The 12,056-nt window shown below is 65.0% G+C and carries 8 protein-coding genes and 3 pseudogenes; 4 read left to right on the forward strand and 7 right to left on the reverse strand.

Annotated elements, in window-relative coordinates:
* Nucleotides 1-75: 75 nt before the first annotated feature.
* From OTB20_RS39350 to OTB20_RS39360, 3 genes are all read right to left on the reverse strand, one after another.
* Nucleotides 76-888 (reverse strand): hypothetical protein, encoded by an 813-nt coding sequence (locus tag OTB20_RS39350; RefSeq protein ID WP_267824723.1) that lies wholly within the window; start codon nucleotides 886-888, stop codon nucleotides 76-78.
* 373 nt (nucleotides 889-1,261) lie between these two features.
* Nucleotides 1,262-1,744, reverse strand: coding sequence for a hypothetical protein (locus OTB20_RS39355; RefSeq protein ID WP_267824724.1), 483 nt, complete (start codon nucleotides 1,742-1,744; stop codon nucleotides 1,262-1,264).
* Between the two features lie 607 nt (nucleotides 1,745-2,351).
* Nucleotides 2,352-3,353 (reverse strand): ParA family protein, encoded by a 1,002-nt coding sequence (locus tag OTB20_RS39360; RefSeq protein WP_267824725.1) that lies wholly within the window; start codon nucleotides 3,351-3,353, stop codon nucleotides 2,352-2,354.
* 1,329 nt (nucleotides 3,354-4,682) lie between these two features.
* On the opposite strand from OTB20_RS39360, the pseudogene OTB20_RS39365 reads away from it, so the two are divergent.
* The 4 genes and pseudogenes from OTB20_RS39365 to OTB20_RS43000 form a co-directional block, all read left to right on the forward strand.
* Nucleotides 4,683-4,784 (forward strand): annotated as a pseudogene (locus OTB20_RS39365) (IS5/IS1182 family transposase); the annotation flags it as partial.
* 189 nt (nucleotides 4,785-4,973) lie between these two features.
* On the forward strand, nucleotides 4,974-5,813 hold the full coding sequence (locus OTB20_RS39370; protein ID WP_267824726.1) for a DUF4184 family protein: 840 nt from the start codon (nucleotides 4,974-4,976) through the stop codon (nucleotides 5,811-5,813).
* A gap of 188 nt (nucleotides 5,814-6,001) precedes the next feature.
* Nucleotides 6,002-6,308: pseudogene (locus OTB20_RS39375) on the forward strand (helix-turn-helix domain-containing protein); the annotation flags it as partial.
* A gap of 321 nt (nucleotides 6,309-6,629) precedes the next feature.
* Entirely contained in the window at nucleotides 6,630-6,923 is a 294-nt protein-coding gene (locus OTB20_RS43000) for a DUF6233 domain-containing protein (RefSeq protein WP_420716593.1), read from the forward strand.
* A gap of 628 nt (nucleotides 6,924-7,551) precedes the next feature.
* Here OTB20_RS43000 and OTB20_RS42640 read toward each other — a convergent pair.
* From OTB20_RS42640 to OTB20_RS39390, 4 genes and pseudogenes are all read right to left on the reverse strand, one after another.
* Nucleotides 7,552-7,710: pseudogene (locus OTB20_RS42640) on the reverse strand (transposase); the annotation flags it as partial.
* A 289-nt stretch (nucleotides 7,711-7,999) separates the two neighbouring features.
* A complete protein-coding gene (locus OTB20_RS39380) occupies nucleotides 8,000-9,649 on the reverse strand; it encodes a beta-1,3-glucanase family protein (protein WP_267824727.1) in 1,650 nt (549 codons plus the stop codon).
* Between the two features lie 209 nt (nucleotides 9,650-9,858).
* Nucleotides 9,859-10,560, reverse strand: coding sequence for a class F sortase (locus OTB20_RS39385; RefSeq protein ID WP_267824728.1), 702 nt, complete (start codon nucleotides 10,558-10,560; stop codon nucleotides 9,859-9,861).
* Nucleotides 10,557-11,279, reverse strand: coding sequence for a hypothetical protein (locus tag OTB20_RS39390; protein WP_267824729.1), 723 nt, complete (start codon nucleotides 11,277-11,279; stop codon nucleotides 10,557-10,559). Before OTB20_RS39390 ends, OTB20_RS39385 begins: the two co-directional genes overlap by 4 nt.
* Between the last annotated feature and the right edge of the window lie 777 nt (nucleotides 11,280-12,056).

Here is a 12,056-nt window from a genome sequence, read left to right on the forward strand (position 1 = left end):
GTGCTACGGCGGACAGACGATCCTGACTGTCCGCCGTAGCACCGCCCGACACCCATCGAGCTCGTCTCGAGGAGCTCATTTCTTGCTCCTTCGACGGCTCGCAGTGGAATCCTGTGACTGCACGATGTGGTTGAGCTGGGGGCCGTAATCGTCGAGGAGTTCGCGGAGAGCGAGCGGACGCCTGACGAGCGTGCCATCGGGACGCTCGTACAGCTCGAACCAATGAGTGTGAGCAGCGCTGCCCCTTTCGAGGGGGCGCTCGATCACTCGGACGTGTCCACCAGGATGTCGCGTTGCGACGTGCTTCCGAAGGGCAGTATGGGTTGAGGCCTGCAAAGGCACCCTGTGACCTGCCACGAAGACTGTGATCTGGTCGTGCACAGTGCTGAAGGCTGTCAGATGCAGCCCTGTGCCATCCGACAGGGGCAACGGGCCGATCGGGAGCTGCGATGGCCAATGGAAGATTGTTTCCAAGCCAGGGGGCAGCTCAGCGATCCACTTGCCAATCGGAATGCCGGCGAAGATTGAACGGTCCGGCCTTGCGTTGAGTACGAAGGCCGCGTGCTCGACTGGCGCGTGTGTGACCACTGCCCCCTTGGGGGTCACCCACAGCACTGAATCCAGCTTGGTGAACTCGTCGCGCGCGGAGTCACGCGCTGCGTTGACGGCCTGACGCTGCCACGGCTCCAGGTTCCGTGAAATAGCGCGGGACCGACGCTCGCCCGGCCACACCAACTGATCAACGAATGCGAACACACGCACAACGATGAGGTCTTCGCCGTCGAGCGTGCTGAGGTTCACCAGCCCAAGTTCTGCGGCCTTGTTGACCCAGGCGCGGTTGAGGTCGGCCTCGGTCGCGAGGCGTGCCGGTGGGACGTAGGCGGACACGGCGTCTCCTGCTGGTGATCGTCCATTGACTGTGGATCACCGTAGCGCACATTCCGCAAAGGTCATGTCACGACACGACAGCTCGCTAGATGCCCAGTCAGCTCCGACCTGGGCTTTTATCTGAGACATACCTAGTTTGGCGACAGGCATGCTGTCGCGACGCGTCAATCAAGTCGTCTGGAGAGACATGAAGCGATGCCAACATACTGAGATGTGTAGATCTCTACAGACATCCCTACGTACATCCCTACAGAAATGCGGTCCTGCCTACCTTCGTGCCTACGAGACTTGCTCGGGGGTGTCGACCGCCAGGAACGCTGAAGGGGGCCCCCGCCTTGTGGCGGTGGCCCCCTTCAGCGTTCCCAGACGGCGCCTACTTACGAGGAGCGTTGGCCCTCCCCAGCGGTCCCGCTTCCATAAGTTCGGAGAGGAAGCGATCAAGTGCGCCAGAGTAGACATGCACTGCAGTGCGTGCGTGGCCCTGCTCGCGCAAGGCGTTGGGCAGCTCCGAAGCAATGGCATACACTTCCGGGCTCACCCGATGGCTTCCCTGCTGGCCCGTCCCCACATCGGAATCGCGAGAGACAAGGAAGTCCTCGGCGAGACCGAGCTGTTCCTCTATCGACCGAGGCAGGTGTCGAGCCATTGCCGCATCCACGTACTGTGCTGCCGTGAGAGTCTTTCCGGACGATTTGCAGTCCTCTGCGACTCTCCTGCTGAGCTTCTCGACCAGGTCAGCAGAGAATCGGAACGGCTGAGTCTGCCACTTCTTCTTACTCAGCTTGAGGTCCAACCTGCTGTCCCGCCACGAGTTGAGCAGCGCCCTATGCACCTCACTCATCTCCGTGGCTTCCACGGCATCTGGCTTGCTGGCGCGATCGGTAGACCGGGGTGCCGTCCGCCTGCGCTGTCTCGTCCCGTTCACGGACTTGGTTAGATCTGCGAGAGCGGTCTGGCCCGTAGGCGCGGGGTCCTGGACCGAAACTCCGGTCGCGTTGGCCCGCGAGTGCTCCTCTCCCCCCAGGTTGGCCAGCGGGTCGTCCTCCTCCCCAACGACGGCGGAAGTAGCGGCGGGTTCTTCTGGTCGGATTCCTACCTTGACCTTGGGAGTTGACTCAGGCTGGCCTGGGGCCTGGTCTTCTTGAGTCGCTGCGGGTTGGTGGTGCGACACAGTGTTGAGTAGATCGGCTGGCCCAAGTTCCGCGGCGGCGGCCTTATCTGTCGGGGAGAACGGGCCCGGGACGACGGCCGGGGGTCCGGTCATGAGCCCGGGGCCGGTTGCCGGAGTAGGTCCCTGGCCGAGGACAGATCGCGCGACCACGGATGCAGCGCCGGCCAGCGCAGGATTCGAGAGAAGCGCTGAACCCGTACGCGGACGCAAACCCGCGATCCTCTTCGCCGACTTCTTCTTCGGCGCCGGCGCCGGCGCCGACGACTCGTCCTCGGAACTAGACGACGGCGACTCACTCATCAACGTCCTCCTCCACGAGTACGGGGTCCGCGATGGTCCAAGTCGTGCGCGGGAACTCAATCCGGTCCAAGATCTCTTCCACAAGGGCCGTGTACTGCTTGCCGCACGACTGGTTGGTGAAGCGGACGACGGCCGGCTTGCCATGGATGTATGACTCTGAGATCCGAACATCACGACGAACGTCTGTCACAAACGGGAACAATCCTCGCCCAGGTTCGGCATTGATACCATCACCGACCATACCGTTGCGAATCTCTACATCTTGGACAGTCCATGACGACTCCGGATTTGAGCGATTCAAGAGGGCTCCGAGAAGCCGGGGCTTGCACTCGCCACCAGTGTTCTTCTCAACCGCCTGAGTGGCCGCGCTCAGCACAAGGGCACCCTTGATGGACTGGTACTCGGGAACGCACAGCGTCACGACGAAGTCCGCGGCCGCCAAGGCCACTGCGTTGAGGTGGGAGACGGCCGGAGGCGTGTCGATCAGAACGAAGTCGAACCCCCGTGCCTCCGCGAGAATGAGACGGCGGAGCAGCGCGGTCATGGCATACGGCTTCGTGATGAAGGCGTTCTGCGCAGCCGACATTGAAGCTTCCTCAGAGGCCAGTACGCACAGGCGGCCGTGTCCTTCGAACCCCTCGAGGACATCGTCCGTCCGATCGAACATGGCCTCCTGCAGGTGCGGCCTCGGGAACTCCTGCAAGGCCATCTGGAGGATGAAGCCGAGAGACCGTCGGAGCTCGGCTGCTGCCTCTTCAGGGTCCGCTGCTCCCCCGAGGGTGACTCCGAGTGCCGTGCCTGCCTGAGCCTGGGGCTCCAGGTCGATGATGAGCACGTCGTATCCAGCCATGGCCAGCCGAGCTCCGAGGTTGACCGTCGTCGTCGTCTTGCCAACCCCGCCCTTCTGCGTGGCGATGGCAATGACCTTGGGTTGCGGTGTCCCAACTACCTCGCTGACTACCTGGGTTGTGATGGGCAGAGCGTTGGCAGTCATCGGACCGACCTTCCAGAACGGCTGAGGTGGGAGACAGGCGAAGTGGCGACAGTGGTGTCATGTCGCGTCGCTTGCGCCGTCGCTATGCGACGCGTTTGGTAGTCACAAGAGGTCATTGAGAGGGTGCTTTGCTGCAGAATCTGGACATCAGGGCTTGCCTTTGCTCGCTTCGAGACCTCAAGGAGTGCCACGACGCGACATGCGTGACGATAACAGGAACTTGTGGGGCGTGGTGCTCATCTGCCGCGGCGTGTCTGCGAACCAGGGCGAGTTCCGAAAGGCGTAGGAGGACGGGCCGTGATCAGCGCGGCCGTCGCTGGGGACGTATTGAACGGCAGCGGCATGTAGCGGTATGTGGGTGATGGGGCTTCACGCTGGGAACACAACGCAAAGGCCACACCGCTGTCAAGGCGACGAGGTCTGGAGGCTTGGACGCGCGCGTGCCGATGCTCCTCAAGGCCTGCGTTCTCTCGCCAATGAGTCAAGACCTAGCTCGGTCGTCTCCTTAGGCAACGGGTGTACCTGGGCACGAACACGCCCAATGTGCTGGAGATGAAGGTGTGTCATCGCATGCAGTTCCCTGAGCGCACAGATGGGCAGGTAGATGCGCATCCCAATAAGCGCGGGCCCAGGTACGTCCAAAGATATGTACTAGACGAAGCACGTGGTGAGACCAAAGAAATAACGTAGAGGCAGCTTAGTAGAGTCAGATGGAGTGATAAGCAAAGGTGCCATGTGACGGACGTATATCTATCTGCATGCTGGTAACAGAGCTAGTAAAAAAGCAAAGAAATGCAGAAATATCTGAACGATGCAAGACGTACTGAAGCGTGTCGTATTGGACGTACGCGCAAACGGACGGAGCGGAAGAAGTGGATACATACAGAAATGCAAGAATAGGCACGTAGATGACTACATAGATCCCTACAGACCTATTAGTCACCCTACTGGTAAAACGGTCAAGGTAGCTATGTGTATAACTATTGAGTTAGCGATCGCTCAATATACTCGACTGGCTACTGGACAACATACTGACCTCCATATGGACATGACTACAAGAATGAACCAAGCGGGCTGTAAGTGTAACGTGCTCGCCGACCCCCCGCGCCTACAAGTATCCCTACAACCGCAGGTGGGGGCGTAGGGGCCTTTGGCCTGGTGTGGAGGCTAGGGGGAGGGAAGCCACCGGAGGGCGCGGCGACGAGGTCTACCGGCGGCCGATGAATGTGTAGCTGTCTGCGACCACGATTCCCAAAGACCGCTGACTCGACGGCCGAACCTGGACCGACGCGCTCGTCGTCCCCGACCCGAGCCGGCGTCAGGGAAGGCGGAGTGATGGGCGGCCGGCCACCGGCCTTCGACAAAACCGCCTACAAGCAGCGGAACACCGTCGAGCGCTGCAACAAGCTCAAACAGTGGCCCGGCCTCGCCGCCGGATCACAGAGGGAGGAACGCAGGGTCAGCCCTTTAGGCAGAAGGTATTCGGAGATCGGTCAGACCTTGAGGCAAGAATGCTGCAGGCGTTGCCGGGGCCGGGGGCGGAGTGTTCCTCTGAGGTGAAGGACGTACCTATCGCCCCCGTCAGATCCCGGCTCGCTACCAAGAGAGAACCACACCGCCATGCCCTTTACCCTGTCTCATCCGGCTGCTGTCCTCGTGGTGGCCCGGCATCCTCTGGTGGTGCCTGCCCTCGTCGCGGGCTCGATGGCACCGGACGTACCAGATTTCATCGGCATCAACGCCGGCCGCCCGGTGTGGTGGGAGCCGTTCTTCAATCTCACCTACACCCACTCTCTCCCGGGCATCGGAATCGATCTGATCTATGCGCTGGTGCTGGTGGCTCTATTCTTGCTGGTCAAGCGGCCCGTACTGGCAATGGCGCCAAAGGTGGCTACAAGAGTCCCTGAGCCACTCGGCTACGGACCAGGAGCGGCGGGCGTCGCCCGGCGCACACTGTGGACGTTGGTTTCCGCCTTGATCGGTGTTATCACCCACCTGATCTGGGATTCTGTCACTCACTACGGAATGTTCTTTGACGAACACTTCTCCTTCATGCGAACTCCTGTCATCGGCGGCCTTGACGTGCTCCGGCTAATGCAGCACGTGAGCAGCGTTATCGGCCTGGTGGCCATCGGGTTCTGGCTGTGGCGAAAGTGGCGCGGTGCGACGGCGATGCCGCTCTCCTCCAGCCTGATTCTCGGAAACCGGATGCGGCTGGCGGTCGTCGTCGGACTCGTCGTGGCTGGCAGCATGGGAGCCGTTCAGCGCGTCCTTGAGACGAACTACACGGTAGCGACGGAGGCCGTCCTGCGGCAGGTAGCCACCGGAAGCGGCCTCGGCATCGCGCTTGGCTTGATCGTGTACTCACTCGCCTGGCAGGCTGCACATTTCAAGAAACTCCAACGGCACGCAACTGAAGAGCCATGCAAGGTCAAAGCCGACAGCCACCGGGCTTCTTGAAACGTTCCGGGGTCGGTAGAGACTTCAGACTGTGGTTGTGACCTGGGGTTTCGTGGTTGATCGGTAGTGAGCCTTTTCCAACCTGACTGCTGCGGTGAAGTGTTGGAGGTTGCCAGCTATACAGAACGACGAAGCTCCTGGTAGACGGGTTCTCGACCAAGATCACTTGTGTCCGCCAGGAGCTTCGCGTGCTCTACCCCTCGTCGATCGATCTGTCCAGCGGCACCCTGCGCTACCTGACCACGCGGCTCCGTGCCCGGCAGGGAGAGATCGGGACCCGGTGGCGACGGCTGCCTGTAGGCCGTCAGGCCCTGCTCGCCCTCACCCACCTGCGGTGCGGGGACACCTACGCGCAGCTTGCCGCCGGGTTCAGCATCGGCGTCGCGACCGTGTACCGGTATATACGTGAGGTGATCAACGTCCGCCGCGCCAACCCTGACCGAGGCGATGAAGACCCTACGGGCGAAAGGCTTCGTGATCCTGGACGGCACCCTTGATATCTGATAGCCGGTGATCGACTCGCTGCCGCATGAGAATGGCGACCCGAGCACTCGTCTGCGGAAAGGTCACCGTGCCATGCGGTGCTGTGCGGGGACCACGCTCGTGAAAACGCCTGGAGGCAATCCAGTTAGCATGCTGACCGGGGTGAAGGGGGAAGTCCGGATGCCGGGAGGGAATCCCCAGGTGGTCGTAGTACTGCCGGACGGTCAGCAGATCAGTGCCTCGCTGTACGAACGACGGCGCGCACCTGACGGCTGGCAGTACCGCATCGGCATGATCACGTGGGGACCCGGCCCTGGTGGCCGCCAAGAACCCATGGAACACAGCGTGTGGCTGGACGCGGACCATGTCCGCCCCCTCGAAGGCGGTGACTACAGCGCTGTACCGACGCGTCCCGCAGCCCCTGCCGGCCGTGCCCGGCAGGCATGGACGGTACAGAATTTGCCCCACCGCCCCGGCTACCCCGGAGCGCGCCTGGTCCACGTCATCGGATGTCAGCCCGGCGGCGCCCCCATTGATCTCGACCAAGCCCTCGACGCGCTTCACCAGCCCCGGACCGTCCCCTGCCGCGAATGCAACGCCGCCTCCTCACTGCCATCGACCGGCTGATCCCGAACTCGCTCCCGCAACAGGACTCCCACGACCCTTCGTCGAGAGCCGGCCAAACCCGCACCGTGTACGGGTCATGCACCCGCATGGCCCGTACGGCTGCGCGCACCACAGCCTCGTCCAGGCTCCCCGGTCCGCTCTCGGCGGCGAGGCCGGCCAGGCGATGGGTGATGAGCGCCGCGACGTCGCCGGAGCGGACGCACCGGTCGAGGGACGCCTACTTCCGGGACGCCGAGGATTCGGCTGGAACCGCCTTCGATAAGACTGAGCCGGGTCGTGCCCTGCGCGAGGCGAGTGCCGAGGACCTGGCGTACCTGCGCCTGGTGCCGACCGATCTCGTGTACGCCCGCCCGCCGGGGCGCGAAATCGCCCGTCTTGGCCGTCGCGGCGATCGGCGACCCAGCGCTGCCATAGGTGCCGGCCGAGCTGGCGGCGGGCGCGGCGGACGAGGTGGGTGCCGACACCGTCAACCGGGAGCTGTCCATCGCATGCAAGGCGATCGGCTGGTGGCAGCGCCAGCGCTGTATCGAAGGTGACCCGACGATCGGCATCGTGCGCCGGCCGGCGCACGATCCGAGACCGAGGACTATCCGTTGGGCGTACCCGGCCACAGCGGCTCCAGTCAACCTTGATGGAAGATCGCGTTCACGACCTCCCGGAGGTCGCAGGACCCGGCATCCCCGGTCGCCGACCACGCCACCCTGTCCTGCTTCCAGGCCGTGATCATCGGCTCGATCAACGCCCGTTGCTCGTCCGACAAGTCGCTGGGGTACGGCTCTCTCTTCACACCCGCATCTGAACATGGACATGCTCACCAGCGGCAGGGGCCGCCATCGGTACCACGATCAAGCGATCACGAACCAACGAAGATCAGACTTAACGCCCACTCATCCGCTGCCCGTTCGGCGATGTCCGGGTACCCGTGGGTCAGCCAGGCATCGACTTTCGCCTGGTCCTGGCGGTAGGAGCAGCGCTCGGGCCGCTGTGGGGAGAGGCCGTAACAGCGCAGCCACCCACCACCCGCAGCCGCACCACCTCTTGCGCCGCCGGCGCCACACACCTGGGCTCTCGTGTTGCTACTGCGCTTCGGCGGTGGTGCCGGTGCCGGACCCCACCGTCAAGGTCAGACTGGTGGGCGCGTCCGACTTCGGCAGGATCATCACCGAGCTCTTGTCGTGGACATCGTCATAGGCGAAGCCGTACGCCAGGCCGTTCACGCTCTCCTTGTGGAAGAAGGCCGCGTACTTGTTGAACGTGGTGCCGTCCTTGTAATAGGTGTCGGCCTGGCCCCAGGCGGACGGGGCGTTCTGGGAAACGCCTCTGTTGAAGGCCGCGCACAGGTGCGCCTCGACGAACTTGTCCGCGTCACTGCCCTTGGCGAGGTTTCCAGCGCAGGCCGTCACGTCACCGGTGGAGGGCTTGTCTACCTGCCCGGTCACCACCTTGTTCCACTGGCCGTCCCCGGCCTTCTGGTACTTGGTGTAACTGAGCGGGCCGGTGCCGCCCGCGCCCGTGTCGCCCTCGTACTTGATGTTGTCCCCGTCCGGGAGGACGAACGACTCCTTGGAGTCGTCCACGGAGGTGCCCTTCGCCCATTGCCCCCAGGCGGTCTTGATCGCGCCGTCGAAGTAGTCTGCGCCCTGCTTCACGAACGCCTGGGCCGACCGCGGCGCGGTGATGTGCGTACCGGCGGCGTTGACCAGCGACCCGAACGTGCCGTCGCCCTGGACGAAGGCCTTGTAATCGGCGATGACCTGAGCGGTGCTCTTGTCCTTGATGCCGACCGTCTTGTCGAAGCCGGAGGAGTCCTGCTTCAGTTCGAGCGTCATCGGGATGGAGAAGCCGTCGACCTGGCTGGTGTTGCCGCCGAAGGGGATCGCACCGTCCTTGAAGGTGTACTCGGCGAAGTCATAAGGATTGCCCTGGTTGGGGTCGGAAGGGTTGTTCAGGTCGGGCTGGATGTAGCCGGAGTCACTGGGCTGTCCGCCGACCGTGGCCGCGGGCATTGTCAGCGGCTTCTTGGAGATGAAGATCCGGCCGCCCTGGAGCTCCTTGGGGAGTTCGACCGTGGTGGTGTCGCCGGAAGTCGGCTTCAGAGCGAAGGACATGCCCTCCTTCGGCTGCTCAGTGACCGGCTTCACGGTGCCGTCGGCGGTCACGTACGCGTAGTGGCCCGGGGTGGGCTGGCCAACGATGGTGGCGTAGTCGCCCTGATTGGCGTCGACGAGGTGCAGCGGGAACGTGCCCTGGGAGTTCGGCGGGTTCACCGGCGTGACGGGCTGACCGGTCTGGTCGTATACGGGCGTCTGCGGCTCGTTGACCGCCGCGCCCTGCTTCTTGTAGACGAGGAAGTAGCTGAAGTCGGGGGTCGTCGCGGTGGCCGGCTGGGTGAACGTCCAGGTCTTGCCAGCCACGTCCGGGGTCATGGTGAAGCTCTGTTGACCGGCGCCCTTCGGTGTGAAGTTCAGACCGACGTAGTCGAGCGGCGTGTGGTCCTTCAGACTGAAGGACCACGTCACGTTGGAGCCGTCCGTGGTGACCGTCTGGTCGAAGGGCTGGGAGTCCGCGGTACTGGCGGCCACCGACGGTGTGTCGGCATGTGCTAGCACGGCACCGCCGATCGACACGGTGGGCACCGCGAGCAGGAGGGCGGCACAGGTGACGGTGCGCAGGGACGCGCGGCTGAGACGTGTGGAATGGGGGCGGGCGGTCGAACGAATGGACATGAAGTTCCTTCACATAGGGGTGTCTGCTGTACAGCTTTACTCTGGCCCTGGCCCCGTGACCTGCGCGTAAGGGAATGCGAAAGGGTCCGGCGGCCCGCCGAACGGCAGGGCCGGTGGTCCTCGTGCGCCGAGGACCGGGGAAGCGCGCCGGGAGACCGGCGCAGGTGTGCACCCGGCCCGTGGAACGGGCCGGGTGCGTGTCGGTCGGTTCAGGAGGTGAGCGTGGCGTAGACCACGAGGTTGTCCAGGTAGCCACTGCCCGCGGGCCCGGCCGGGACGGCACAGGTCACCAGCCGCAGCTGCGGTGTGCTCGTGGCCCCGTACACGGCGTCGGAGGGGAACCGGGACTTCGGATAGACCTCGGACCGAGTCACGGTGAACGCCGCCGTACTGCCGTCCGCCCGTATGACGTTGATCCGGGTGCCGGGCCGGACCTGGTCCAGCCGGTAGAAGACGCTCTTGCCGTACGTACCCGCGGTCTTGTGGCCCAGCAGCACGCTCGCACTGGTCTCACCCGGGGTGGGTGAGTGGCGGTACCAGCCGACGGGGGACTTCGGCGCGATCGGGGGCACCTGGACCGTGCCGTCGGCGGTGAGGCCCAGGGGCACGATCGGGCTGTCCACCCCGATGGAGGGGATCTCGATGCGTTCCGGCAGGGACCGGCTCAGCGCCGGCGCGGCGGTGACCTGCCTAGCAGACCCGGGACCTGATCCCGTGGAACCCGATGCCGTAGAACCCGATGCCGCGGGGCCCACGTCGAGGGAGTGCTCGATGAGGATGCCGAGGACGCAGAGGACCCCGATGACTAGGACGGTGCCCACGGACAGCCAGACGATCCGCCGCCGACGGTCCGGCTGCGGAGGCGTTCCGCCGTCGGACCCGGCGTGTGGCGGCACCTGGACGGTGCTCACCGCTTGTGGATCCGCATCCAGCGGCGGCCCAGCAGTCCGGCCGCGCCCAGCGCCGCGGCCATGCCCGCTCCCTCACCGGTCTCCAGCAGCGCGCTCTGGCCGACCCCGCCCTCGGACACGACACCCGTGTCGGGCGCACCGCTGGGGATGACGTGGTTCCCGCCGCTGGGCACGTGGTGTGCCGGCGGTGCCGGCGGTGCCGGCGGTGCCGGCGGCGGGGTGGGCTGGCTGGGGGCCTGGACGGTGAAGGAGTCAGTGAATGCGGCACCGGCACAGTTGACGGTCAGGGTGTACGGCACGCTGGGGTCGATGTCGGGCAGTACCTGCGCCGTGGCGGTGAAGGCCATGGGGTCCGTCTTCTGCAGGGTGGCCTGCCCGCCGGCGAAGGCGCCCGAGGCGATCGACGTGATCGCGGTCGCGTTCGATGGGCAGGTACCGCTGATGTTGACGGCTCCGGGACTCATGATGGGGCTGGTGTCCGAGTTGCCGTTGGCGGGATTGGCCGGGGCGATCATCACCACGCCGGGCTCGGTGGAGGAGGCGGCTGCGCCGCCGTTGTCCGAGCCCGCGCCGTCGGTACCCATGCCGAGCCCGCCGGCGGCCGGAGCCGTGAGCGAGTGGGCGGGCGGCGTCGCCGCGAACGCCGGGAGGGTTCCCGGAATGATCAGCGCTGCCCCTACGGCTGATGCTGCGACGCCCGTCGCAATGATCGACCTCATGTCCAGTCTCCTTATGAGTCCATGTACCGCTCCGGGACCGCGTCCTGCGGAGGCGGCCGGTAGCTCCGATCCACTCTTCGGGCGGAGGGGCACCGCCGTCAGGCTCTGATAGGGGGACGAGCCGGTGGATACGGGGATCCCCCGGGTGTTCCGCAGCCTGCGGCGTTCAGCGCCGCAGGCGGCACCGGCAGACGCGGTCCGCCTGCTCCTCCGACCGGGGGAGGAGGCGGACGCCGCCCGGACGGCCGCCACGGCCGGCCCGCTCGGCCCGCTCCGGCGCCCCCTGGCCGAGAACCTCGCCCGGGGCACCGCCGCCGAGCCCATCGCGCTGCACGTCGAGGTCGTGTCCGAGGTCCTCGTACGGCGCATCGTGATTCCGGCGGGGCGGTACGGGGTGGCACGACCGCCCCGGGGACCTGCTCGTCGTCGATCGACGCCCGGGGCTGACGCATTGGTACCGCCCGGTCGACACCTTCCTCGAACTCCGCGGATCCGAACACGTCCACGAGGGCCGCAACACCAGCGCCGGGGAGGTCGTCCTGCACGCCACCTACCTGAACCCGGCCGCCGGGCCGTCGGCCATCGCGGCGGCCTGAGCTGCTGGCCACCATACGCCCCGCATGCCGCCGTCCCAGCCTGTCGGCACCGCCCTGAGAGGACATTAAGTCCCTTTATTCATGTTTCGAGATCGCTCGATCGTGTGGTCGTTCGATGTACTGACGTGCTGGCCGGGATGTGAGTGATGTTGTGCGGATATGGAGAGACCGGCGTATCCGA

It is taken from the genome of Streptomyces sp. H27-H1, from assembly GCF_026627445.1.
GTDB lineage: Bacteria > Actinomycetota > Actinomycetes > Streptomycetales > Streptomycetaceae > Streptomyces.

Excerpts from the sequence above, each read along its gene's own strand:
- OTB20_RS39360 (WP_267824725.1), bottom strand. The coding sequence starts at position 3,353 with ATGACTGCCAACGCTCTGCCCATCACAACCCAGGTAGTCAGCGAGGTA.
- OTB20_RS39370 (WP_267824726.1), top strand. The coding sequence starts at position 4,974 with ATGCCCTTTACCCTGTCTCATCCGGCTGCTGTCCTCGTGGTGGCCCGG.
- OTB20_RS43000 (WP_420716593.1), top strand. The coding sequence starts at position 6,630 with ATGGAACACAGCGTGTGGCTGGACGCGGACCATGTCCGCCCCCTCGAA.
- OTB20_RS39380 (WP_267824727.1), bottom strand. The coding sequence starts at position 9,649 with ATGTCCATTCGTTCGACCGCCCGCCCCCATTCCACACGTCTCAGCCGC.
- OTB20_RS39390 (WP_267824729.1), bottom strand. The coding sequence starts at position 11,279 with ATGAGGTCGATCATTGCGACGGGCGTCGCAGCATCAGCCGTAGGGGCA.